Consider the following 25,692-nt stretch of genomic DNA (forward strand, 5'->3'; position numbering starts at 1 on the left):
CCACCCCCGCCGCAACCAACTCCCTCGCCCACCGATTCGCCCGCGCATCCAACTCCCCATACGACCAACACACCTCACCATCCACCACCGCCACCACATCAGGAACCCGCGCCACCTGCGCCTCGAACGCCCCCGACACCGTCTCCCCACCAACCACAACACCCGTGTCATTCCACCCCACCAACACCTGCGACCGCTCCACCCCCAACAACACATCCGTCCGACCCACCAACCGACCCGGATCCACCGCCACCACACCCAACAACCCCACCAACCGCTCCACCAACACCCCCACAAACACCGCATCGAACAACTCGGAGCGGTAGCTGATCTCGTAGGAGAGTCCCTCACCGGGGAAGACGGCGAGAGTGAGCGGATAGTGGGCGAAGCCACGGGAGCCGGCCCCCTCGTCGGGCAGCAGGCCGTGGTCACGGCCCTCCAGGAAGGGCGCGTCCCAGAAGTCGTGGGGAGCCTGGTCCTGGGTGTAGTTCTCGAACACCACGGAGGTGTCGAAGAGGTCGCCGAGCCCGGCGCGGCGCTGGATCTGCGCCAGACCGGCGTAGTGGTACGGGGTGAGGGATGCCTGCCGGCGCTGGAGGTCGGCGAGCAGGTCCTCCAGGGGCTGTTCCGGGTCCAGCCGCACCCGCACCGGCACGGTATTGATCAGCAGACCCACGATCTCCTCGACACCCGCCACCTCCGGCGAGCGCCCCGACACCGTCGCACCGAAGACGACATCCTGCCGCCCCGTGAGACTCGACAACAGCAGCGCCCACGCACCCTGCACCACCGTGTTCAGCGTCAGCCCCCGAGCACGCGCCACCGCACTCAGCCGCGCCGTCGTCTCCGCATCGAGCGACCCCAGGACACGGTCCGGGAGGGCGATGGCCGTGGTGGGCGCGCCCGGTGCGACCAGGGTCGGCTCCTCGAAGCCGGCCAGATCCTCGGTCCAGGCGTCCAGGGCGGCGCCCTCGTCCTGCGCGGACAGCCAGGCCAGGTAGTCCCGGAACGGGACCACCGGCGCGAGACCGCTCGCGTCACCACGCGCCGCGTACATCCCGAACACCTCATCCAGCGCCCGGGCCATCGACCAGCCGTCCCACAGGATGTGATGACTCGTCAGCACCACCACATGCCGGTCGGCCGCAAGCCGCACCAGAGCCACCCGCATCAGCGGCGGCACCACCGGATCGAAGCGCAGGGACCGGTCGGCGGTGAGCAGCTCCGCAATGCGGTGCCGCTGCTCGGCGTCCGGGAGGTCACCGAGGTCGATCTCCTGCCACGGCACCGTCGGCTTTTCGCACACCACCTGGAGCGGCTCGCCGGAGCTGCGCACCAGGAAGCCGGCGCGCAGGCTCGCGTGCCGTGCCAGGAGTCCGTCGAACGCCGCCCGCAGTCGCGCCGGCTCCACCTCGCCGGTCAGCACGACAGGGGCCTGGATCAGGTAGGGGTCGGCCTTCTTCTCGTCGTACAGGGCGTGGAAGAGCAGGCCCTCCTGGAGCGGGGTGAGCGGCCACACGTCCTCCACCGGACCGGCCGCAGCGAAGGCGGCGTCAGCCTCCGTGCGGGCCTCGGCGTCGAGTTCCACCAGGGGGCCGGCATCGGCCACGAAGCCGGAGCCGCCCTCCACCTCGGTGGCGGACTCGGCCAGTGCCGCGACCGTCTCGCCCTCGAAGATGTCCTGGTACTCCAGGTGCAGTCCGGCCTTGCGTGCCCGGGTCACGAGCTCGATCGAGGTGACGGAGTCGCCGCCCAGCTCGAAGAAGCTGTCGTGGATGTCGATGTCGGTCTCGTCGAGCACCTCGGCGAAGAGGCGGAGCAGCAGTTCCTGGCGTTCGGTGCGGTACACACGGCCGTCCGCCGTGCCCTGGGGCTCCGGTGCCTGCGTGTTCTGCACGGCGGGCTCATTCATTTCGACTGTGTCCCTCTCATGATCGGCGTGCCGTCGACGTGAAGGTGTCGGCGTGTGTGTGGTGGGGCCGCTGGGCGGCGCGGGGCACGGGGACGTGCCCCGACGGTCAGAACAGGACTCTGCTGAGCGGCTTGAAGCCGTCGGCCGCGAGGCCCTCGCCGACGACGATCTTTCGCAGCCAGCGGTCGGTACCGTCGTAGCGGGCGCTGAAGGAGCCGCGGGCGTGGACGACACTGCGGTTGTCGAGGATGAGCAGGGTTCCCTGGGCGGCGATGAGCGGGCGCTGCACTCGTTCGAGTTCGGTGTGGAGCGTGGTCAGGGCACGGGCCGATTCCGGGTCCTCGCCGACGCATCGCATGAAGGGGATGTCGATGCGGATGCGTGGATTGCGCTCGTCCCCGAACAGCACCGGGACGGGTTCGGGGCGATCGCGCATCTCGATGGCGCGCCGCAGCATCGGTTCGTCGGGCGCCCGCAGTTCGAGCTGCCTGATGTGCTCGTCGTCGGGGAGGATGTGGAAGCGCTTCTCCGACAGCAGCCGGCGGTCCTGCTCGCTGAGCCGGATGTCCCGTACGGCGGCCACGTAGGTGGGGACGACGTCGGGGTTGCGTACGCCGAAGAGCATCAGGTAGTCGGGGGCGTCGGGGCGGAACGCGTCGTCGGTGTGGAACTGGAGGAAGGCGTCGCTGCCGTGGCCGCTCTCCCGGTGCTCGTCGCCCCGGATCGGGAAGATGTCCTGCACCATGCGGCCGTACTGGAGGGTCGCCCAGGCGAACGGCTCGCCGAGCGCCGTGGCGCACATGGCGTGGAAGATGTCGTTCTCCACGGTCGAGTCGTAGCCGTCGGGACGTTCCCAGTGGTCGGGCGTCGGCCCGACGGTGGCCTCGTCGACCGGGAATCCGTGGATCTGGCAGACGGTCGAGCCGGGGTCGTCGCGATAGTCCGTGAGGAAGGTCCGCAGACCGGCCGGCAGCAGATCGTCGCAGTCGGGGAACTTGTCGTAGAACTCCGGCTCCACCGGCGAGGCCCCGGCGCTCCCGAGCTCGGCGACGGCGTCCCTCAGTTCGAGGATCTCGGCTTCGTCCAGCGTGTACGTCTTCAGGTCTTTCATGAAACTCTCCGATCTTCAGGTGCGCCCTGAATTGCGGTCCGGCAGCGGCCGGAGAATTCCTCGTGGCCGTTTCCGGAAAACCCGGGAACGAGGTCGGGGCCAGGCGATGGCGGGGGACGTCTTCCGGTCAGCAGACGGCTTTTTCCGGTACGGTCGCGGTACCGAATTCTGCGGTGGTGGAACCTGCGATCTCGCCACCGTCGATGATGAGTTCCTGGCCGGTGAAGAATCGGGCCGCGGGTGAGGCCAGGTAATGGAACGCCTCGGCGATCTCGGCGGGGTCCGCGTGCCGGCCGGCGGGAATACCGGAATTCACCTCGTCCAGCATCTTCGGCGTGTACTCGGCCAACTGCATCGGTGTCAGCACGGCCCCCGGGGAGACGCAGGCCACCTGGATGTGAGGGCTGAGCTCGAGGGCGAAGGTCCGGCACAGCGCGGCGACCCCGGCCTTGCTGGCGTTGTAGTCGGCGTAGCGGGGGAAGGCGCGGTGGCCATTGACCGAGCCGGTGGCCAGCAGGACTCCCCCGCCGTCGGCGACCATGTACCGGGCGGCCGCCCGCCACAGAGCGAGCACGCCGAGCAGATTGACGTCGAGGATGCGGCGGGCCTCGGCCTCCTGGATGTCGAGGACGCCGTGCCGGACGCTGATGCCCGCGTTCGCGATCACCACGTCCAGCCGGCCCTGCTCGGCATGCACACGGGCCACGGCCTCGTCCACGGCGTCCCAGTCGGACACGTCCGTCTCGTACCAGGTGACGTTCTCCGTGGGCGCCGCCGGCGGGCGGACATCCAGGCCGAAGACCCGGTCACCGGACCCGGCGAAACGCCTCGCTGTCGCCTCACCGATTCCGCTCGACGCTCCGGATATCACGACGGTTCGCATGGCCGGGTTCCTTTCTTCATCGTTCTCCGGTTCCTTCCCGTCAGCTTTCGCATCCATTTCAGAGTGTCATTCGGCCGCATTCCGCAACAGGCAGTACTTCCGGCAAGTCGCATCAGAAAACGACCGGCCCGGAAACACTTTCCGCCTGCCTCGCGATACGGTCGGCAATTCCGGCGACCGTGCGACCGAGGTAGATCTCCCGCACGTCGAGGCGGATTCCGGTCTCCGTGCGCACCCGCCCGGCCAGTCGGAGTGCGCGCAGGGAATCGCCGCCCCGTTGGAAGAAGTCGTCGTCCGGCCCGACCCCGGTGACGCCGAGCACGTCGGCGACGAGCGCCGGGAGCCACGCCGGGCAGGCCGGTGTGCCGGCGGGAAGGGCGGCCGGGAGGGCCGGCTCGGACACCGCGGGCTCCGGCGCGGAACCGAGCAGGCGGTCCAGGGGCGTGCCGGGGTCGGCGGCGAAGGCGGCGAGTGCGGTCCGCAGGTGCGTCAGCGCCTCTCGGGCCCGGGCCACCGGGACGATCTCGGCGCGGTGAGTGATCTCCAGGAACAGCCGGTCGCCGGGGACCGCCATGAGTTTCAGCGGGTAGTGGTAGGCGTCCCGGCCGGAGAAACCGGTGATGCGCGGGGCGGACGTCGGCAGCGGCGACGTGTCCACCGTGCGCGGGAAGTTCTCGAAGACCATCGACGTGTCGTACAGCGGGCCGAGACCGGCGATTCGCTGCACGGCCGCCGGGCCCAGGTGGGCGTGCGGGGCCAGTGCGATCTGCTCGTTCTGCACCCGGCCGAGCAGCGCCGCGAGCGTGTCCGCGGGCTCCAGCCGGACCCGCAGCGGCACCGTACTGAGCAGCAGGCCGACCATCTCCTCCACGCCGGGCAGTTCCGGCGGCCGCACCGAGACCGTCACACCGAACACGACGTCACGGCGGCCGGTGAGCCTGTGCAGGGCCAGCGCCCAGGCGCCCTGCACCACGGTGTTGAGGGTCAGTCCGCAGGCACGGGCCCGGGCGGCCACCGCTGCGGTCAGCTCCTCGGGCAGCTCTTCCACCACCCGCTCCGGCAGGGTCGGGAGAGCCTCCGGGCCGGCGTCGGGCGCCACCAGGGTGGGGCCGGTGAGCCCGTCCAGCGCGCCCCGCCAGGCGTCCTCGGCGGCGGCGGTGTCCTGCGCGGCGAGCCATTCGTAGTAGGGGCGCACCCGCGCCGTCGGCTCCTGAACCGGGCCGGTGTCCTGCTGCGTCCACCGCGTGAACAGGTCCTGGGTGATCAGGGAGACCGACCAGCCGTCGGCCAGCAGGTGGTGGCTGGTGAAGACCAGGGCATGGGTGTCGGGGCCGGTCCGCAGCAGCGTGAAGCGCATCAGCGGCGCGGTCTCCAGGTCGAACCCGCGCCTGCGGTCCTCGTCGAGGAATGTGGTCAGCCGTCGCCGTGTCTCCGCCTCGCCGCCGCGTCCCCCGTCCCACGGGTCGGCCTCCTGCCACGGGACGTGGACGCTGCCCGGGACGAGCTGCACCGGGGTGCCGTTCGCGGTCTGCACGAAGGCGGCCCGCAGCGCGGGATGCCGGTCGGCCAGGGCCTGGCAGGCGGCGCGCAGCCGCTCGGCCCGTACGTCCCCCTCGATCTCCACGACGAGCTGTACGTGGTAGACGTCCACGGCCCGCCGGTCGTAGTGGTGGTGGAAGAACAGCCCCTCCTGCACCGGGGTCAGCGGCAGGACGTCGGTCAGCCCGGCGGGCCCCTGGGCGGACTCCAGCTTCTGCAGTTCCTCCTGGCCGAGGACGACGGGCAGCACGTCCGAGGGGGTCAGACCACCCGCGCCGGGCCGGGCGCCGTGGGCGACCAGCGCGCGGAGCGCCGTCAGCCACGCCTCACCCAGCTCACTCATGTCCGCCTCGCTGAACAGCGCGTCCGGCCAGGTGAGGGAGGCGGCCAGGGACGGGCCCGACGGCAGGTCCTCGGCCACCGCGGTGATCTCCAAAGCGTGCGGCATCGCGAGGCCGGGGTCGGCTCCCAGCGGCAGCACGTCCGACTCGGCGGCCGGCTCCCAGTCACCGTCGGCCGAACCCGCGAAACGGCCAAGGTAGTTGAAGCCGATCTGCGGCACGGGAAGGGGGGCCAGCACGGGGCCCGTGACGGGGTTCAGGTGGCGCAGCATCCCGTGGCCGAGCCCATGGCCGGGGACCGCACGCAGTTGCTCCTTGACGCGTTTCAGTGCGGCGTCCGCACCGGTCGCGTCCAGGTGTCCTGACTCGGCCGGGCCGGGGTCGATCCGTACCGGGTAGAGGCTGGTGAACCAGCCCACGGTGCGGGAGAGGTCCAGGTCGTCGGCGATCTCCTCGCGTCCGTGCCCCTCCAGGTCCACCACGAGACCGGAGCCGGATCCGTGTCCGCGGGTGCGCCGCCAAGCCCCGACCGCCAGGGCCAGTGCGGTCAGCAGCACGTCATCGACGCCCGCCCGGTACGCGGCCGGAACGGTGGTGAGCAGCGGTTCGGTGTCCTCCGGCGCGAGCCGCAGGGTGAGGGAGCGCGCGGTGCCGAACACGTCCCGGGCCGGATCGAGCGACCGTCCGGTCAGAGCGACCTCGGCACCAGGCCGCACCACCTGTTGCCAGTAGGGGAGTTCCGCAACCCTCGCAGGATCGGTGGCGGCCTCGGCGAGCCGGCGGCCCCAGGTGCGCAGGGAGGTCGGTACCGGGTCGAGCACGGGCGTCTCCCCCCGGCCGGCCGCCTCCCAGGCGGTGCGCAGGTCGGGGAGGAGGATCCGCCAGGAGACGCCGTCCACCACCAGGTGGTGCGCCACCAGGAGCAGCCGTCCCGGTTCCCGCGCGCCCGCGTCGAACCACACGAACCGCACCATGTGCCCGTCGTCGGGCCGGAGTTCGCCGACCGCTCGCTCGGCGGCAGCGGCGACCGCGGCGCGCAGCCCGGCCGCGTCGAGGCCCTCGACAGGCACCCGGCGCACGCAGTCCTCGGAGCGCACCTGCCCGCACGGGTCGATCCGGAGCGCCCACGCGCCGTCCCGGGCGGTGCGGCGCATGCGCAGCGCGTCGTGGCGGTCGAGGAGCGCCTGCGCCGCGGCGGCCGCCTGCCCGGGTGCGGCAGCGGGCGGCACCCGGACGAGCGTCGCCTGGTGGAAGGCGTCGCTGGTGCCTTCGAGGGTGCGCAGCCAGTGCGTGATGGGCATGGCGGGCAGTTCCCCGGTGCCGTCGTCGTGACACGGAGCGGAGTGCTCCTCGACCGGCCGGGCGACGCGGGCGAGCGCCGCGACCGTGCGGTGGGTGAACACGTCCTTCGCGGTGAACACCAGCCCGGCGCGGCGGGCCCGCGCGACCAGTTGAATGGAGATGATGGAGTCGCCGCCGAGCTCGAAGAAGCTTTCCGACGCGCCCACTTCGGATACCCCGAGCACCTCGGCGAAGCAGGCGGCGATGCACTCCTCCACCGGCCCCCGCGCGGGCCGCCCGCCCTCGGCACGGGCCTGCACAGGGGCGGGCAGGGCCTTGCGGTCCAGCTTGCCGTTGGGGGTCAGCGGCAGCTCGGGCAGCTGCACCAGGGCGGCCGGCACCATGTACTCGGGCAGTGAACGCGCCGCGTGCTCCAGCAGTTCGGGCGTCCCGGCAGGGGCGCCGGCGGACACCACGTAGGCCACGAGCCGTTGTGTCCCCGGCTGGTCCTCCCGCACCACGACCGCCGCATGCGCGACCGAGGGGTGCCCGGCCAGCGCCGACTCGATCTCGCCCAGCTCGACCCGCTGGCCGCGGATCTTGACCTGGTCGTCGGCCCGGCCCAGGTATTCGAGGTTGCCGTCGCGCGTGTGGCGCACCACGTCCCCGGTTCGGTACATGCGTCTGCCCTCGTCGTCGAACGGGTCGGCCACGAACCGCTCGGCGGTCAGCCCCGGGCGGCCCAGATAGCCGTCGGCGAGCTGCCGGCCGGACAGGTACAGCTCTCCGGGCGCCCCCGGTGCGACCGGGCGCAGGGCGGGGTCGAGGACATAGGTGCGGGTGTTCCACACCGGTCTGCCGATGGGGACCGGTCCGGTCCCTCCGGGCTCGCAGTCCCAGGAGGTGACGTCGACGGCGGCCTCGGTGGGGCCGTACAGGTTGTGCAGGGTCGCGCCGAGCCGTTCGAAGAAGAGCTTCTCGGTCTCCTGCGGCAACGCCTCGCCGCTGGCGAAGACGCGTCGCAGGCTGGTGCAGGCCGACACGTCCGGCTCCTGGAGGAACACCTGGAGCATCGAGGGGACGAAGTGCGCGTCGGTCACCCGCTCCCGCCGGATCAGTCCGGTCAGGTAGGCGGCGTCCTTGTGGCCACCGGGCTCGGCGACGACAAGGGTGGCGCCGGTGTGCAGCGGCCAGAAGAACTCCCAGACCGACACGTCGAACCCGGAGGGCGTCTTCTGCAGGACCCGGCTGCCGGGGCCGATCGGGTAGCGGTCCTGCATCCACAGCAGCCGGTTGGTGATGGCGGCGTGGTTGACGACGACGCCCTTGGGCCGGCCGGTGGAGCCGGACGTGAAGATCACGTACGCCGGGTCGTGCACGGAAGGTTGCGCTGCCGGGCCCCCGTCGCCGCCGGCCGGCAGCGGCTCGTCGAGGTGCAGGCGGGGCAGCGGCCCCGGAGGCAGGCGGTCGGCGACCGCACGGGTGGTCAGCAGCAGGCCCGCTGCCGCGTCCTCCAGGAGCAGGCCGATCCGCTCGGCCGGGTAGTCCGGGTCCACCGGTACGTACGCGGCCCCGGCGGCCACCACCGCGTGCAGCGCCACCACCAGCTCCACCGAGCGCGGCACCGCGACGGCGACGAAGTCGCCCGCGCCGACGCCCCGGCCGCGCAGCACTGCCGTCAGCTCGGTGACCCGATGGGCGAACTCGGCGTAGGTCACGGCGTGTTCGCCGAAGACCACGGCCGTGGCGTCGGGGGTGCGGGCCACCTGTGCCTGGAACATCGCGGGAAGCGTGGTGGCCGGGACCGGCTGCCCGGTGTCGTTCCACTCCCGGATGACGCGCGTCCACTCCTCCCCGGTGAGCAGTCCGACCCGGCCGACGGGGATGGCGGGGGCGTCCAGGTACGTCAGGAACAGCTTCCGCACCCGCGCCATGATCCGGCCGGCCTCGGCGTCGTCGAAGAGGTCGGCGCGGTGGCTGAGGGCCATCCGGAGGGTGCGGCCCGGCTGTACGGACAGGTTGAGCGGGTAGTGCGTCCAGCCCTCCGGCTGGTCCTCCGTCCCGTCGTCGGCGAGCCCGACCCTGAGGCCGCCGTGGACGGTGGTCGCGTCCCAGTCCTGCGGGGCGCTCGCGAAGGCGATGGCGGTGTCGAAGAGGTCACCCAGGCCGGCACTCCGCTGGATCTCCGTCAGGCCGAGGTGGTGGTACGGCTCCAGATCGGCCTGTTCCCGCTGGACCCGTCCGAGCAGCGCGTCCAGCGACTCCTCCGGATCGAGCCGGACCCGGACGGGCGCCGCGTTGATGAACAGTCCGACGATGCTCTCCACGTCCTCCAGCTCGGCCGGCCGGCCGGACACCGTCTGCCCGAACACCACGTCCTGACGGCCGGTGAGGCCGCTGAGGACCAGCGCCCATACGGTCTGCACGACGGTGTTCAGGGTGAGACCGGAGCGGCGTGCGGCCGCGACCAGCCGCTCCGTCGTCTCCTCGGGAAGTTCCGCGGTCAGCAGACGGGGCAGGGCCGCCCGGTCCGGTCCGGTGGCGCCGGCCGCCACCAGCGACGGCTCCTCCAGGCCGTCCAGCGCGGCGGCCCAGGCGTCGCGCGCGGCCTGCCGGTCCTGGCGGCCGAGCCAGGCGAGGTACCGCTCGAAGGGCACCACCCGGACCGGCTCGTCCGGTTCGCCGTCGTGCGCGTAGCGGGTGAACAGGTCGTCGCAGACGATCTGGAAGGACCAGGCGTCGAGCAGGATGTGGTGGTACGTCATGACCAGCACGTGCTCCTCGTCGGCGAGCCGTGCGAGGGTCATCCGGATCAGCGGCGGGGTGGCCATGTCGAAGCCCCGGGCCCGGTCCTCGGCCCGGTGGCGGATCAGCCGCTCGCGCTGCTCCGGGGCGGGCAGCCCCCGCAGGTCGAGCTCGGTCCACGGCACCGTCACGTCACGGCGTACGAGCTGCACCGGCGCACCCGACTTGCGGAGCCGGAACCCGGCGCGCAGGGAGGCGTAGCGGCCGACGACGGTGTCCACCGCCCTGCGCAGGGCGGGCACGGACAGGGGCCCCCGCAGGGCGAAGGCGACCTGGATCGTGTAGACGTCGAGGCCGTCGTCGTCGTAGAGGGCATGGAACAGCATCCCCTCCTGCAAGGGGGCCAGCGGCAGGGCCGCTTCGAGGGACGGCCGCCTCGCCATCGGGCCTGCGGGCGCCTCGTGGCTGATCGACATTCCGTCTCCTTCCTCGGGCTCGGGTCCTTGTCTGGATCGTGCCGAGGCCCGGGCGTCCTCTCCAGGCAGCCGGGCGGCAGCCGGGCGGCCACATCGCCCCCGGGAGTTGCCGGTCTGCCGCCGGGATGCCGGAGTGCGGGGGCGCGGTGAGCGGTCCGGACACGGATACGGCGCGGTGCCGGGTTCCCGTGGGGAACCCGGCACCGCGCCGTAAGTGAAGTGACTCCGGGATCGGTCAGGAGACCAGCTCCGCCGGTGCCGGGGCGCCCGGTCGGGCGTGCTCTCCGGACAGGAAGCCGGCGAGCACGTCGACGACCTCCTGCCGGACAGCCTCGTCGAGGAGGAAGAAGTGGCCGCCTGGGAAGACCCGCACCTCGCAGGGCCCGGTGGTACGGTCCGCCCAGCCCGCCAGGGCGGACACGTCGACGTAGGGGTCCTCGGCGCCGCCGAGAACCAGGACGCGTTCCCGCAGCATCCCCGTAAGGAGGCCGACGGTGCGGACGTCCAGGGCGGTGTCGCTGCGGAACAGCCTCAGGACACGGTCGCGCCAGAACGGGTCACGGACCAGTTCCGGACGGGTGTTGCCCACCTGGGAGAGGAAGCCGACGATCTCCTCGTCACAGAGCCCCTGGAGCGTGTCGTGGGCGACGGAGCCGGGTGGCCGGCCGCTGAGGATCAGCCCCTCGCACGCCCCCGGGTCGGCCAGCGCGAGCGCGGCGGCCAGGCCGGCGCCCATGCTGTGCCCGAGCAGGTGAGTGGGCAGGTCCGGTCGCCCGGCCAGTGCGTCGGCCACCCCGCGTACGATCTCCGCGGAGGTCGTCTCGGGCGGTTCCCCGAACCGGCGTTCACGCCCCGGCAGGGCGACGCCGAGGAGTTCCACGGTTTCGGGCAGCCTGGTGAGCAGCGGGCGCAGGGAGCTGGGCCCGGCGGCGGCGTACGGGAAGACGACCAGTCGCGTGGTGTAGGGCCCGCACGGTCTGCGCAGCGGGTGGATCCACTCCGGTGATCCGGGCACGTTTCAGTTCCCTTCCTTGGGGAGGTGCAGGTCGACGACGACCGGCACGACGGCGCCGGTGCCGCGCGCCGTGAGGGCGGACATGAGTTGCCGGGCGTGGTTCTTCCCCTGGGCGAGCAGGCTCTGCCCCGGAAGCCGCCCGTCACGCAGCTGCCTGCGGGTGATGCTCAGGTACGGGGTGGCGATCTCCCGGACCGTGACGTCGGTGAGGGCCGCGTCGTCGAGCCAGTCGTGCACGACGTCCTCGGCGGTGCGGTCACCGGGTGTCTCGACCACGGTCAGGACGTGGGCGGTGCCGCCGGGCCGCAGCAGATGCGGGGCGCCGGCCGCGGTCGCCCGCAGCACGTCCCGGGCGGTGCTCTGCCCGAACTCCCCGGCGTCGCCGTCGACGCGGGGCATGGTCGGGCTGTTGAAGACCAGGTGGTCGAAGAGGCCGTCGGCCGTTGCCTGGCACGGCATCGGTCGCCCGTGCGGTCCGCCCGGCCCGGCGCCGGCCGCGGCGGCGAAGTCGGCGACCTCGAAGCGGGCCGTGCTGCCGTTGAGGACCGCGTTGGCCCGGGAGAAGTCGACTCCGCGCGGGTTGAGGTCGAACCCGCCGACCCGCTCACAGGCCGGTCCGGCGCTCAGGGCGAGGAACCCGCTGCCGCATCCGGCGTCCAGCAGCGAGCCCTTGACGCCGTCGACGACGTCGAGGGCGAGCAGGCTCGACGCGTGCGGCGGCATGACGAGCTGCGCCGCCTCCCGCTCCACCACCTGTTGCGGGGAGGGGGTGGTGAAGAGCTGGTCGGAGAGGTAGTACCGGTCGCGGTGCGGGGTGATCGAGACGGTGCCGAGGAAGTCGTCGCCGCACCGTTCGAGCAGGGTCAACTCTCTTAGGAGATCTACGAGTTCGACAGGCAGCGCGTCACGGACCCAGGTCTCGGGCACCGGCCTGCCGAGAAGAAAAAGCGAGGTGAGCACCGTGGTCGGCGCGGTCTGCGGGGTGGGGCGGGACCAGTCGCCGAAGAAGGCGAACCGGGCCGGGTTGCTCAGCAGTTGGTCCGTGTTCCTGGCCCGGAGCAGTCGGGCGGCCCGGGTCTCGTCGAAGTCGCAGCTCCGAAGCAGCGCGGCAAGCTCTCGCAGCGCCGGAACGCGGTCCGGCGCTCCGGCGGCGGCCGGGTCGCCGAAGAGGCCCGTCAGGGGTGCCGGAGCCTGCCTGCCCGGGCCGCTCGGGTGTTCTTCGCTCGGTGGTGCGTCGACGCGGCGCTCCTGCGGGGCGGGGTCCGTCGGCGGGAGTGCCGCGGTCACGGCATGGGCGGGAGCCGCCGCCTCCTCGGGTACAGCCGTCGACTCGCGTTCGGCCACGGCTTCGATCCGTTCCGCGGGCGCGGCCCCGCCCTCCCTGGACCGGAACAGCGCGCCCAGGTCGTTGATGGTCGGACAGGCGTAGAGATCCTCGACGGTCAGATGCTGCTCCGGCAGGGCCGCACCGAGAACCGCATGCACCCGCACCAGGCTCAGGGAGTCACCACCGACGTCGAGGAACCAGTCGTCCCGGCCGAAGTCCCCATGTCCCAGGACCTCCTGCCACACACCGGCGACCGTGTCCTCGTAAGGGGCGGACCCGAGCACGCCGGGCGACGGTGCGGAAGCGGGGTCCGGTGCCGACTCCTGCGCAGGGACCGCCGGTTCGGTCCGGCCGGCCGGCACCGCGGACGCGGTGAGCGCGGCGACGTCGAGCTTGCCGTGCTTGAGCAGCGGAAGTTCGTCCACCACCGCCCACAGGTGCGGCAGCGCGTAGGAGGGCAGGCTCCGGGCCATGCTGGCCCGCAGGTCGGCCGGGTGCGGCGGTGTCCCCTCGGGGACGACACCGGCCACGAGCTGCTTGTCCCCGGTGCCACCCGTCACCACGACGGTGGCGTCACGGACCGTCGGCAGGGCGCGCAGCGCGGCGACGATGCTCTCCGTCTCCACCCGGAAGCCGCGGATCTTGACCTGACGGTCCCGGCGGCCGAGGAAGCAGAGGTTGCCCTCGGCGTTCCAGCGCACGAGGTCACCGGTGCGGTAGAACCTCCGCCCGTCGGTGCCGAAGGCCGCGGCCGTCTCCTCGGGCATGCCCGCATATCCCGAGGAGACACCGTCGCCGAACGCGATGAGTTCACCGGTGCCGCCAGGCGGGACCGGGGCGCCGCCGGGGCCGATGACCCGGACGTCCGCGCCGCGGAGGGGGCGGCCGATCGGCAGTGCCCCCTCCCCCATCGCCGCTGAATCGTCCATGTGGTGGGCAAGGATGATGGTGGTGCATTCGGTGGGTCCGTACGCGTTGGTGACGCGCAGTCCGGGGCAGGCCGCCAGCACGGCGGCGACGTGGTCCGGTGAGGTGGTGTCGCCGCCGGTGATGATCTGTACGAGGCCGCCGAAGCCGTCCGGCCGGTAGTCGGCGACGAGACGGAAGAGGCCCGAGGTGAGGAACATTCCGGTCACCTCGTGCCGCTTCAGGAAGGTGGCCAGCTCGTCCGGGGTCACATGGGCGCCGGGGTAGACCTCCACGGTCCCGCCGGACAGCAGCGGCGAGAAGATCTCCAGGGTGGAGGCGTCGAAGGCCAGGGGCGCCAGCCGCAGGAACCGCTTCTGCGCCTCGGGCAGGACCAGCCCGGTGTCCAGGCCGACCCGGACGACTCCGCGGCAGGGGATCATCGCCCCCTTCGGTGTCCCGGTCGTTCCGGAGGTGAAGGCCACATAGGCGGTGCGGTCCGGGTCGGCGGGCGCGGCGGCGGGCACGACGGTGGGCACGGGCAGGGCGAGGACGTCCACCACGGGCAGGGTGAGGCGGTCCCGCGCGCATGCCCCCAGAGCTGCGAGCCGGTCCGGCGTCCCGAGGACCACGCGGGCGTCGACCCGGGTGAGCATCGCGTCGAGCCTCGCGACGGGGCTCTCCACGTCCACCCCGACGTAGGCGGCGCCGGTGCGCAGGACCGCCAACACCGCCACGACCTCCTCGGCCGAGCGCGGGACGGCGAGCGCGACCCGGTCGCCGACGGCGACCCCGGCCTCGGTGAGCAGCGCGGACTGGGCGGTCGCGGCGGCGACCAACTGGCGGTAGGTGAGGGTCCGCCCGCCGTCCCGGTCGCGCACCGCGACGGTGTGCGGGCGGCGGCGGGCGATCTCCTCGACGAGCTGCCACGGTCCGGCGTCGTGGTCGCCCGTCCCCCCGCTCTCCCACCGGTCCAGCAGACGGCCCTGCGGACCGGTGACGGTGGTGAGCGTGGCGAGCGGGGCGCCGGGGGTGGCGGCCATGTCGGCCAGCGCCTGCTCGAAACCGGCGGCGAGGCCGGCCGCCTCGCCGGCGGTCAGCACGTCGGTGGCGTACTCCAGCTCCAGTCGGGGCGTGTCCCCCCACCGCATCACGTGCAGCATCGCGTCGTACATCGTGCCGCCGGTGTAGCCGACGCGGATCTCGAAGCGGAGCCCGTCCGCGGTGAGCTCGGTCGGCACCACCGAGTTGTGCGCGCCGAAGGCGAACTGCACCAGCGGGTTGCGGCTGAGGTCGCCCCCGGCCCCCAGCTCCGCGACGATCTCCTCGAACGGGACGTTGCTGTACTCCAGGATCTCCCGGGAGGCGCGGGCGGTTTGCGCCACGTACTCCTCCACGCTGACGTCGTCCGGGATCTCGCAGGCCACCGCGTCGAGCCCGGTGGCGCCGCCGACGACCTCCATCGCCTCCTCGGAGGTCCGGCCGAGCGTGGGCACCCCCATGATCAGCCGGTTCGTCCCGGCCCGGCGGGCGACCGCGAGGGCCCAGGCGGCGAGCAGGACGACGTTACGGCTCACGCCCAGGTCGCCGACCAGCCGGGTACAGCCCTCGCGTGCCGCCTCACCCAGGGTGAAGGGGAGCCGGGCCCCGGCGAAGGTGCGGCGCGGGGGTCGCCGCAGGTCGCCGGCGATCTCGGTGACGGCGGGCCACTGCGCGAGCAGGGCGGCCCGCGCCTCGACGGCACGCCGGTGGCCGGGTCCCCGTGCGGCGCGTTCCTCCGCGACGAAGACCTCCATACCGGGGGCTTCGCCGTCCTCGGTGCCGCCGCGGACCGACGGACCGCCGACGGCGTACCCGGAGGCGATCTGGTTCCACAACAGTCCCAGGGTCCAGCCGTCCAGGAGGGTGTGGTGACCGAGCAGGGAGAGCACCGACCGGTCCGGGCCGACCGCGGTGACCACGAAGACGATCGGCGGTTCGGCGAACGGCCGCAGCAGCTTGGGGGCCAGCGGTGCGAGGAGCCGGTCGACCGGTTCGATCGCGTCGGCGCCCGGCTCCTGCGCCGGGAGCTCCTGGGAGAGGATCCTCGGCCGGGCCCCGCGCACCACCCGGCTGCCGAGACGCCCGGTCCGCTCATCGCGGAAGAAGACGGTACGGAGGGTCGGGTGACGGCGCACCAGTCCGCCCAGCACGGCAGTGAGCCGGTCGTGGTCGAGCGGGCCGGTGATCTCGGCGCTGCTGAGGACGTGGAAGGGCGAGGGCCTGCCGGAGAGGGTTTCCTCCACGGCGAGCATCCCCTCCTGGGCGCGGGTCACCTCGGAGCCGGCCCCGTCGGGGGCGGCGGAAGACGCGGTCTCGTCATGAAGCATGCTGGCCGTCCTCGGTGGTCTCGTACGTGGACTCGGCAACGGTCTGGGCCAGTCCCGCCTCGTCCGGCGTGAAGCGGACGGGCAGGGAACTGAAACCGGTGAGGAAGTTCGAGTGGAAGCGGTGCGTCTCCCCGACGACCTCGATGTCGGTGACACAGGTCCGCAACGCGTCGAGCAGAGCCGTCACCTCCACCCGGGCCAGATGGGCGCCGAGGCAGAAATGCGGTCCGTAACCGAAGGTGAGGTGCTTGTTCGGGGTACGTCCCAGGTCGAAGGTGTCGGGGTCGGCGAAGACGCTCTCGTCGCGGTTGGCGGAGGAGTGCCACAGCGTGACGATGTCGCCCGCCTCGATCACCTGGCCCGCCAGCTCGACGCGGTTCACGGCAGTGCGGCCGAAGTGCATGGTGGGCGTGGCCCACCGCAGGGCCTCCTCGCACGCCGACTCCAGCGACACGGTGCCCTCGCGCAGCTTCCGCCACTGTTCCTTGTCATGGGCGAGCCGGTGGACGACGTCGTTCATGGTGAGCCGGCTCGTCTCCTCGCCGCCCAGGATGAGGCTGTAGCAGTTGAGCACCACCTCGTCGCGGGCCATGGTCTTTCCGTCGACCACGGTGTTGGTGAGCACGGTGATCACGTCGTCGGTGTCGCGGCCCCGGCGCTGTTCCATGAGGTCGGCGAAGTACAGCAGGATGTCGCTGCGTGCGGCCCAGGCGTCCTGCGCGGACTGTCCTGCCGTGTCCGAGCTGAGCGCGGCCCGGGTCCGTGAGAGCAGGAACTCCCGGTCCCCGTGCGGGACTCCGAGCAGGTCGGAGATGGTGAGGATGGGGATGAACTCGGAGATCTCGGCGGCGAAGTCACCGGTGCCCCTGCGGACCGCGTCGGCGACGAGGCGCCGGGTGTTGGCGCGGATGCCGCGGGCCACTCCCGCCATCGCCCGCGGCGCGAACGCCTTGAGCAGTGCGTTGCGCATCTGCCGGTGCCGGGCGCCGTCGGTCACCGCGCACATCCGGCCGGCGGCGCTGTCCTCGCCGGCGAGCAGGGTGACGAGGACGTTGCCCCGCTCCGAGGTGTAGTTGCGGGCGTCGCGGTACACCGTCATGACGTCCTCGTACCGGCTCACCACCCAGAACCCCGGGCGGCCCTCGGCCTCCGGGTGCCAGTGGACGGGGCGTTCCCGGCGCAGTCGGCGCCAGTACGCGCTCAGGTCCGAGCCGGTGAACGTCCCGGGGGCCACCAGGTCCACCGAGTCGAGGCCCGTGTCGGGCCGCGTGGATACAGGAGCCTCAGCGTGCACGGGTCAGCCTCCAGCACGAGACGGGGAGAGGGACGGGGCCGGCGGGGCCGTCCCCGTGTCGTCGTGGCCGACGACGTCAGCCGATTGGACGCCGCGGTCCGCCACCGGGGCCAGGCATCCCCACCGGCAGGTTTCCGGTCCGGAACTTGCCTTCGGCGTTGCCTGGCACGGCACCCGAGGTGCTGTCAGCTTCACTGCATGCCGCATGCCCTCCGGCTGCGGCACGCCACTCCCGCGGCATCCAGGGGAAGGAAGAGAGCGCAATGCCTCAGCACGACGGCAAGGACCCCACCGCGTCCCTGTGGCGCAACAGCGACTACGTGGGCTGGTGGGCGGGCAACACCTGTTCGGCACTGGGTACGAGCGTGTCGGCCATCTCGTACCCCCTGCTCGTGCTGTCCCTCACGGGTTCGGTCACGCAGGCCGGTCTCATCGGTTCGGCGAACCTGCTGGGCGTCCTCGTCATGACGCTGTGGGGCGGAGCCATCGCGGACCGGGTCTCACGCCGCGGCACGCTGGTGATCGGATCGCTCGTCCAGGCGGCGCTGCTGGGCGCGGTCGCCCTCACGGTGCACGAGGGCTTCGCCCACGTACCCACCCTGGCCGCGGCCTCGCTGCTGAGCGGGCTCTGCTCGGGGATCATCCTCGGCGCGAGCACCCCGGCGCTGCGGCGTCTCGTCCCCAAGGAGCAGCTTGCCACCGCCAACGGGCAGGCGATGGGCCGGGACATGGCCGCCCAGCTCGTGGGTCCGCCGCTCGGCGGTGTGCTGTTCGCGGCCGGGCGCAGCATCCCCTTCCTCTTCGACGCCCTGTCGTTCGTCGTGGCCGCCCTCGGGGCGCTGCGCATCCGCCGGCCCCTGGGCCCGGACCGGGACGACGGGGCGCCGGAGACCTCGATGCTCAAGGACGTCGGGCAGGGCATCGGCTTCGTGGCACGCCAGCCGTTCCTGCGCTTCGTCGTGATCATGGCGTCGTTGCTCAACATGGTCGACCAGGCGTTCATGCTGCTGCTCATCGCCATCGTCCGGGAACGCGGCGGGAACGCGGCGACGATCGGGATCATCACCGGTGTGGCCGTGGCCGGTTCGCTGGTGGGTGCGGTGATCGCCCCCCTCCTCACGAAGCGCATCCCGTCCCGTCGGCTGACGGCCCTGGCGGTCGTGTCGTTCACGGGCGGCCTCGCCCTGACCGCGGTGGTGCCCGAGGTCTGGCAGATCGGTGTGGTGGTCACCCTGGCGGGCCTCGCCGCCGTGCCCCTCAACGTCGTCCTGCAGACGTATGTGATGCACCTGGTCCCCGACCGGCTCCTCGGCCGGGTGGCCGCGGTGAACCGGTTCGGCGCCTACTCGCTGGAGTGGCTCGGCCCGACGCTCGCCGGTGGCCTCGTGATCGTGTTCGGGGTGTCCGGCGGCATTCTGTCGCTGCTCGTCGTCATGGTCCCGCTCTGCGTGGTGGTCCTGGCCTCCCCGGCGCTGAACATCCTGCGCACCCCGATCGAGGAGATCACCGAACTGGCCGACAACCAGGTCGACATGGCGGCGGACGAGCCGGTCGACGAACCGCCGGCCGGGCCCCACGCCGAGCTGGTCGCCGAACCTGCTGCCCACAAGTCGTAGCGAGGAGTGGCGCCATGCCGACTGCGGCGGGCGCCCCCACGGTGCTCTCCCGTGGCCCCGAACGCGCGGGGCGGTCCCGGACGACCGGGACCGCCCCGCGCGCTGTCTCTCAGGCGGACAGCGCGGCCCGCGGTCCGGCCAGAGCCTGCGGCGAGGCCAGAACCGTCCGGACGTGGTGCAGCACCTGGTACTGGTACGCGCCACCGCGCTCCACCTGGACGAGCGAGGAGTCCACGAGCCCGGCGAGCGTGTCCATCGCCTCCACGTCGAGGAGCTCCTCCGGTGCACTCCTCACCCGGTCCGTGCCGGGGTCGTCGCAGGACCGGGTGAGCCGGGCGAGGAGACTCCGGTGGCGGTCCTCCAGCAGCCCCAGGCTCCACTCCACGCTCGCCTCCACCGACCGCTGGTGCGGCAGCAGGGAATGGTCGGTCAGCCCCAGCTGACGTCTGGCCCGGCTGTCCGTCAGCAGCGTCCCCAGCGGCACCACTCTGAGCCGGTGCGCGGCGAACTCCAGCAGCCTGGGCAGCCGGTCCAGCTGGCGGCACAGCTCGTCCAGCCGGGAACGTTCACCGGACAGCTCCAGTCCCGGGCAGACCGTTCTCAGCCGGGTCAGCAGCAGTTCCACCGACGCTTCCGGCGACAGCGGCGGCACCTCCCACACGGCGGCCCCGCTCAGCTCGGGGACCCGCCGCGAGGTGACCAGCAGATGCGTCTCGGCGCACTCCGCCGTCATCCGCTCCACCAGGAGGGCGGTCGTCCGCGGGAGATGCTCGGTGTTGTCGAGAACCAGCAGCGCGCGCCGGCCCGACGGTGCCGGCTCCTCGCCGAACAGATCACGGACCGCCGCCTCCGCGAGCTGCGCCGCTTCCTGCACCGACAAGCAGTTCTCGCCCGGTATCCGTCCCATCTCCAGCACGGCCACCCCGTCGGGGAACGCCGTCCCGGCCAGTTCGGCGGCGGCCTGCGCCATCCGTGACTTGCCGGCCCCGGCCGCCCCCGTGACGGCAACGACCTGCTGGGCGCCGACCAGCTCGGCAAGCCGCAGTGCGTCCGGCTCCCGGCCGATCAACGGCGAGCGGGAGAGCCGCGGGCCACGCCAGACCAGGCGGCCGGGGCCGATCATCTCCGTCCATTCGGCGCCGTGCACGCCGGTGATGCGGGCGACTCGTTCCACGGGTCGCGCCGCCAGCTTCTCCCGCAGTTCGGGGTCGAGGACGGTGAGCAGCATTTCGACGGAACTGCGGCGAGGCTTGTGCACCTGCCCGCGTTCCAGATTCCTGATCGTCCGCACGCTGATGCCGGACAGTTCGGAGAGCTCCTCCTGAGTGAAGCCACGAAGGAGACGCAAGCGGGCAAGCGAATTCTGGACCACGCGACACACACTCCCCTGAGACGGACGATGCCGCTCGCCGGGGATGTCGGGAGCGGCGGCTGGAGGGCACAGTCCCCGCCTCCGTTACCGTCCTCTTCCCGCCCCGGTACCGGACACGTCCTGCCCCCGTCCCCGCGGGAGCGGGAACGGGGGCAGGACGAGCCGGGAAGCGCGGACGGCCGTTACTCGGTCAGGGCGACCCCGGCGAGGGCGGAGGTCACGGCCGCGACGGTCGCCTCGGCGGATGCCTGCGGAAAGTCGTGGTTGCCGGGCACCGTCGTCACGGTGAACCCGGCGGCGGCACACCGCTCCCAGGCCGGCACCGCCTCCGGCGGGGTCACGACGTCGTCCGCGCCCGCGAGACCGTGCAGGGGAACGGTGAGCGGGACGGGTTCCGGGACGAGATACGACTCGGCGATGCGAAGGTCGGTCCGGACCACGCGGAGGATGTCCTGCAGGAAGTCCGGGAACTGGAACAGCTCGGCCGGCAGTCCTCCGCTCCGGGAGAGCCAGTCGAGCAGGACGGATTCCTCGGCGTCCGCGACGAACTGCCGCTGCGGTATGTGCGGCGCGCGCGTCCCGGAGACGAAGACCGCCAACGGCGCGCGTACACCGTCGCGTTGGACCCGTCGGGCGACCTCGTAGGCGAGCATGCCGCCGAAGCTGTGCCCGAACAGCACGTACGGCAGGTCGAACTCGGGACGCAGCCCCTCGTACAAGGCGTCGGCCACCGCGTCGAACCGGGACGGCATGGGCTCCCGGGCGCGGGTGCCGCGGCCGGGCAGTTCCACCGGCGCAAGCTCCATCTCCTGCGGCAGGTGCGCCCGCCACCGGGAGAACGCCCCGGCTGCCGCGCCCGACTGCGGCACGCAGATCAGCCTCGTCCGCGGCAGGCCTCGCGTGTGCCTGCCGGTGATCCATCGATTGCCCCGGTCCGCTGCCACGTCCCACCCCCATGTCCCTCGTCCGGATGCCTCACCGGTCCGCCGGCGACGGCGTGTTGCGCACGGGCAGCCTTTCAGCGATTGCCACGACAACACCAGGGAGGCAAGCGGCAACTGGGCGGCAATTCGGGGTGCTCGCCTTCCCTGACGCGTGGACCCGGGGGGACTCTACGAGGAGTCACCCACGATCGACGGGTGGTAGCTGTCATGGCGCCCGCCCTCCCGACCTTCCGAGGAGCAGTACGTGGCCCTCCCCCCGACCGGTGGAAGTGACCGGCGCCCCGCCGCGTCGCCTCTCCCGCTCCAGGAACTCTCCACGACCGAACGCCTGGTCGGCTCCGACGCCGGCGCGCTGCCTCCCGGGGCCAGGCCCGACGGTCCGGTCTTCGTCGTGGAGACCGAGTCCGACGACGGCATGCACGAGGTCGTGGGCATCCGGCACCCGGACGATGTGCGGCCCTCCGAGGAGAACCGGACGGAGCTGCGGTCGGCGGTCAGGGCCCTGCTCGACCTGATCGGCCACGAGACCGGCCCGGCCCGCACGGAGGTACTGCTCCACGCAGGCGGGCCGCAGGTGCTGTCCTGTTCGCTCGACTCCGGCGGAGCCGCCCCGCGCTCCCTCCCGGGCGGGGAGTGAGGACGGGCTCCCTTCGTCGCTACCGGGCCGGTACCGGGCGCCTCCCGCAAGGCGGGAACGAAGAGGGAATCGTTCGGTAAGCGTCCCCGGGACTCTGTGGTCCACCAGAAACGCACGACCTCGGAGGAGAAGACCATGGGACGCAAGTCGGCCGGATTCGTCGCTCTGTTCGCCATCGCGATCGCTCTCGCGGCGGGCAGTGCGGAAGTGACGTCCCAGCCGCACGGCACGTCCACCGGTCACCAGGTGGTCGCCGAGGACCGCGGCCCCACCCTCATCGGCCGGTGACTCCCGCCCTCCGCCACGGTCCGGTCTCCCGGCCCCCGGTCCTGCCGTCCCGGCCCGACGTGGCCGGGGCAGGAGTACCGGAGGCCAGGACGCCCGGGATCCGCCGACCGCCCTCAGCTCCGGCGACGCTCCGGCGCGACGCCCGCCTCGGTGAACCACCCCTCGGCCGACCGCCGATGACGAGCCGCGGCCTCGTCGTCACCCAGTGCCTGTGCCGCATCGGCCATCCCCAGTAACGCATACGCCTCCTCGACGCGGTATCCCATCGGGGAGGCGATCTCGTACGCCCGGGTGTGCGCTGCCCGCGCCGACTCGTGCCGCCCCTGTCGGCGCAGCAGCCGCCCGGTCAGGTTCTCCCCCTTGGCCCGGCGCAGCGGGGAGACGGTGGTATCCATGAGCGGGCGGGCCTGCTCGGCGTAGGCCGACTCCTGCTCGGTGCGGCCGAGTTGATGCGCGGTCAGCGCGGAGAGCATCAGGGCGAGCGCCCGTTGTCCTGGCTCTCGGGTCTCCTCGCACAGCTCACGGGCGCAGGCGAGCGCGCGATCGGCCTCCTCGAACGCGCTGAGCCCGAAGTGCGCGAAGGCCAGGTCGGTCAGCGCCACCAGCTCGATCTCGTGATGGCCGATCTGCCGGGCGAGTGCCACCGCACGTTGCGCCGAGGTCAGCGCGTCCTCGTAGTGTCCCCATTGCTCGTACAGGGTGCTGAGCAGGGTGAGGCACTCGGCCTCGTCACGGACCGAGCCCAGTTCCCGTCCCGTGGCGATGGCCTGCTCCAGGGAGACCAGCGCCTCGGCGAACCGGCCGTACAGGCTCATGTACCCGCCGAGGATGCTCTCGCTGTGGGCCTCGGTGTGGCGGTCGCCGAGGCGCCGGGCCACGTCCCGCCCCTCCCGGGCGACCTCGATGCCCTCGGTGAGATCCCCGAGCTTCCAGCAGGCGACCCCCAGGTTGGTCAGGCTCACGCCGATCAGGGCGAGATCGTCCAGCCTGCGTGCGGCGGCCACGGCGGTCCGGCTCGCTTCCGCGAACTCCTCCAGATAGCCGTGCGCGTTGAGCTGGAAACTGAAGTTGCGGGCCAGCCAGACCGCATGCCGGTCGTGGCCGTGCGTCACGGCCAGCGCGATCACCGCGAACAGCGTGCTGTGCTCCCGCCGGAACCACGACTCGGCCTGCCCGGCACCTTCGTCGCGGGGGAATTCCACCGGGCTCCGGTCCAGTCCGGTGGGACGGCGCACACGTCCGGGGAAGAGTTGTTCACATGCGGCGTCCGTGCGGGCGAGGTAGTAGTCGAGGAGCAGGGTGACCGCCTGGTCGTCCCGCTCCTGGCTCGACGCACTCCGCAGCCCCCGGGCGAAGGTCCGCACGAGGTCGTGGAAGGAGTAGATGCCGATCTCCGGCTGCTGGAGCAGATGCGCGTCCAGCAGGACCTCCAGGATGTCCTCGGCGTCCCACACCTTCATGCCCAGTAGCGCTCCGGCGGCATACGGGTCGAGGTCGCCTCCCGGGTGCAGCGCGAGCAGCCGGAACGCGGTGCGGCACCGTTCGTCCAGGGCCTGGTAGGACAGGCGGAGGGTGGCGGCGACGCTGCGTTCGCCGAGGGAGAGCTCGTCCATCCGGCGGGTCTCGTCGCGCAGCCGGTCCGCGAGATAACGCATCGTCCACTGCGGGCGGTTGCGGAATCGGGCGGTGGCGATGCGCAGGGCGAGCGGCAGGTGTCCGCAGAGCCGTGCCAGTTCCTCGGCCGCCTCGGGTTCGGCGGCCACCCGCGCGGCGCCCACGGTCCTCGCCACCAGCACGGCGCTCTCCTGTGGTGTCATCACGCCGATCGAGAGCCATGCCGCCCCGTCCAGATCGACCAGCCGCACCCGGCTGGTCACCAGCACCAGGCAGCCCGGGGAGGCGGGCAGCAGCGGGAGGACCGCCGACACGTCCACGGCGTTGTCCAGCAGCAGCAGGACACGCTTGCCGCCCATCGTCGAACGCCACAGCGCGGTGCGTCCCGCGATGTCCTCCGGTATGCGCTCGCCCGGGACTCCCATGGCGCGCAGCAGCACATCGAGCGCGGCCATCGCAGTGACGGACTGCTCCCCCGGGGTGTAACCGCGCAGGTCGACATGGATCTGTCCGTCGGGGTAGTCGACCGCCAGACGGTGGGCGGCGCGCACCACCAGCGAGGTCTTGCCGCTGCCGCCCATCCCGTCGATCGCCACGATCGGCATGCCGCCGTGGCCGTGCGCGACGCGGGCGAGAGCCATCAGCTCCCGCAGCTCGCGCTCGCGCCCGGTGAAGTCCGGCAGGTCGTAGGGCAGATCGTGGGGCGTGGGCCGCTCGGCCTCGGCCGGTCCCTGCACGGTCGGCGCCAACTCCTGCTCGGAGGCAAGGAGTTCCGGACTCTCCCGAAGAATCGCCTCGTAGACCTTGGTGAGATGAGGTCCCGGATCGACCCCGAGCTCCTCGGCGAGCAGCACACGGACCGCCTGGTACTCCTCCAGGGCCTCCGCCCGCCGACCGGTGCGGTACAGCGCCCGCATGAGCTGTCCGCGCAGCGCCTCGCGCAACGGGTAGTGGGCGGCCAACTTGCGGATCTCACCGATGAGTTCCGCGGCGTGACCGAGAGTGAGGCGCAGTTCGATGAGCTGCTCGGACGCCATCAGCCGGCGCTCGTCCAGGGCCACGGCGGCGGCCGCGATCACCGCCCCGCCCTGGCCGGACAGCACCGGCCCGCGCCACAGCGCGAGCGCGGACCCGAGCTTCTCGACCGCCTCCGCGGGCCGGCCGGCCCCTGCGGCCTCCCGGACCGCGGCGTCGAACTCACTCAGGTCGAGCTGCCGTTTCCCCAGAACCGCCCGGTAACCGGGACCGTCCGTCACCAGGACCCCGCCCCCACCGGGTATGCGTCTTCGCAGGTCAGCGATGGTCTTGCGGACCTGGTGGGCGGCCGTCGCGGGGGGCTCCTCGTCCCAGGCGGCAGCGACCAGACGAGAGACCGGCAGCACCCGTCCCGCTTCGAGGAGCAGCATGACGAGCACCCGTTCCTGGATGGCCCCGCCCAGCCGCAGCCGCTCGCCGCCCAGCCATGCCTCCAGTGGACCCAGGACGTTGAAACGTACTCCGGTCTCGTCCGCCCCTGCCCCTTGGACACCCCTCGGTTGCACTGCACCTCCGCAAGAACATCAAGAGCCAGGATCATAGCCAGGGCTCACAGGTTCGTTCCCGTACCGTGACTACCCCTCACCACCCGGAACACGCCCGGCGCGTATGCCCTTTCCTCGTCCGGTCACACCTGTGAAACGGCACGTGTCCAGGGCCCCTCGCGCGTCCGGGCTCCTTCCGCCTCCCACGGGCCGCGGACCGCACCCTCCTCCCGGCGGTACAAGGACGGGTGGCCCCGGCAGTCGCGCGGTACCGCCGGTGATCATGTCGTCGGCGGCGGAGCAGGAGTTCGCGGGACCGGACAGCCCCGACCGCACAGGAGCTCCGCGCCCCGTGCGCCAGGTCCGGTCATCGCCCGTGCGACGGTGCGGCGGTGGCGGCTGGACCACACCTCCGGAGCAGTCCAGCGACGCAGAACCGCGCGATCCGGGGCAACCTGATGTCAGGACGGGGCGAGCATCCGAGAGCCCCCTGGCCAGACTG

At 72.3% G+C, this 25,692-nt stretch carries 13 protein-coding genes; 3 read left to right on the forward strand and 10 right to left on the reverse strand.

The annotated features are described in order from the left end of the window. The 7 genes from AB0L71_RS11575 to AB0L71_RS11605 form a co-directional block, all read right to left on the reverse strand. A partial coding sequence (locus tag AB0L71_RS11575) for a condensation domain-containing protein (RefSeq protein ID WP_365240997.1) occupies window positions 1-1,912 on the reverse strand: 1,912 nt, incomplete at its 3' end. Window positions 1,913-2,018: 106 nt separating this feature from the next. Next, window positions 2,019-3,023, reverse strand: coding sequence for a TauD/TfdA family dioxygenase (locus tag AB0L71_RS11580; protein WP_365240999.1), 1,005 nt, complete (start codon window positions 3,021-3,023; stop codon window positions 2,019-2,021). A gap of 127 nt (window positions 3,024-3,150) precedes the next feature. Further along, entirely contained in the window at window positions 3,151-3,906 is a 756-nt protein-coding gene (locus AB0L71_RS11585) for an SDR family oxidoreductase (RefSeq protein WP_365241001.1), read from the reverse strand. Window positions 3,907-4,018: 112 nt separating this feature from the next. Continuing rightward, window positions 4,019-10,288 carry an amino acid adenylation domain-containing protein gene (locus AB0L71_RS11590; RefSeq protein ID WP_365241003.1) on the reverse strand — a complete coding sequence of 2,090 codons (6,270 nt, stop codon included), beginning with the start codon at window positions 10,286-10,288 and terminating at the stop codon, window positions 4,019-4,021. 235 nt (window positions 10,289-10,523) lie between these two features. Further along, entirely contained in the window at window positions 10,524-11,303 is a 780-nt protein-coding gene (locus tag AB0L71_RS11595; protein ID WP_365241005.1) for an alpha/beta fold hydrolase, read from the reverse strand. 3 nt (window positions 11,304-11,306) lie between these two features. Beyond that, window positions 11,307-15,905: an amino acid adenylation domain-containing protein gene (locus AB0L71_RS11600; RefSeq protein WP_365241008.1), complete on the reverse strand. Its 4,599-nt coding sequence runs from the start codon at window positions 15,903-15,905 to the stop codon at window positions 11,307-11,309. Then, window positions 15,895-17,199, reverse strand: a complete 1,305-nt coding sequence (locus tag AB0L71_RS11605; RefSeq protein ID WP_365241011.1) for a cytochrome P450 — start codon at window positions 17,197-17,199, stop codon at window positions 15,895-15,897. The genes AB0L71_RS11600 and AB0L71_RS11605 overlap by 11 nt, the downstream gene beginning before the upstream one ends. A gap of 263 nt (window positions 17,200-17,462) precedes the next feature. Here AB0L71_RS11605 and AB0L71_RS11610 point away from each other — a divergent pair, with 263 nt between their 5' ends. Beyond that, complete coding sequence (locus AB0L71_RS11610) at window positions 17,463-18,815, forward strand: MFS transporter (RefSeq protein ID WP_365241014.1); 1,353 nt, start codon at window positions 17,463-17,465, stop codon at window positions 18,813-18,815. Window positions 18,816-18,924: 109 nt separating this feature from the next. Here the strand turns inward: AB0L71_RS11610 and AB0L71_RS11615 are convergent, their stop codons facing one another. Beyond that, complete coding sequence (locus AB0L71_RS11615) at window positions 18,925-20,163, reverse strand: helix-turn-helix domain-containing protein (RefSeq protein ID WP_365241017.1); 1,239 nt, start codon at window positions 20,161-20,163, stop codon at window positions 18,925-18,927. Window positions 20,164-20,369: 206 nt separating this feature from the next. Further along, the gene (locus AB0L71_RS11620; protein WP_365241019.1) at window positions 20,370-21,056 is read right to left on the reverse strand and encodes an alpha/beta fold hydrolase; all 687 of its coding nucleotides are present in this window, start codon (window positions 21,054-21,056) and stop codon (window positions 20,370-20,372) included. Between the two features lie 319 nt (window positions 21,057-21,375). Between AB0L71_RS11620 and AB0L71_RS11625 the strand changes: the two genes are divergently transcribed. Further along, complete coding sequence (locus AB0L71_RS11625) at window positions 21,376-21,768, forward strand: hypothetical protein (protein ID WP_365241022.1); 393 nt, start codon at window positions 21,376-21,378, stop codon at window positions 21,766-21,768. Between the two features lie 135 nt (window positions 21,769-21,903). Then, window positions 21,904-22,056 carry a hypothetical protein gene (locus AB0L71_RS11630; protein WP_365241025.1) on the forward strand — a complete coding sequence of 51 codons (153 nt, stop codon included), beginning with the start codon at window positions 21,904-21,906 and terminating at the stop codon, window positions 22,054-22,056. 113 nt (window positions 22,057-22,169) lie between these two features. On the opposite strand, the gene AB0L71_RS11635 is transcribed toward AB0L71_RS11630, so the two are convergent. Further along, the gene (locus tag AB0L71_RS11635; RefSeq protein ID WP_365241027.1) at window positions 22,170-25,211 is read right to left on the reverse strand and encodes a BTAD domain-containing putative transcriptional regulator; all 3,042 of its coding nucleotides are present in this window, start codon (window positions 25,209-25,211) and stop codon (window positions 22,170-22,172) included. Window positions 25,212-25,692 lie beyond the last annotated feature (481 nt).

Source organism: Streptomyces sp. NPDC052052, assembly GCF_040680455.1.
Taxonomy (GTDB): Bacteria; Actinomycetota; Actinomycetes; order Streptomycetales; family Streptomycetaceae; genus Streptomyces.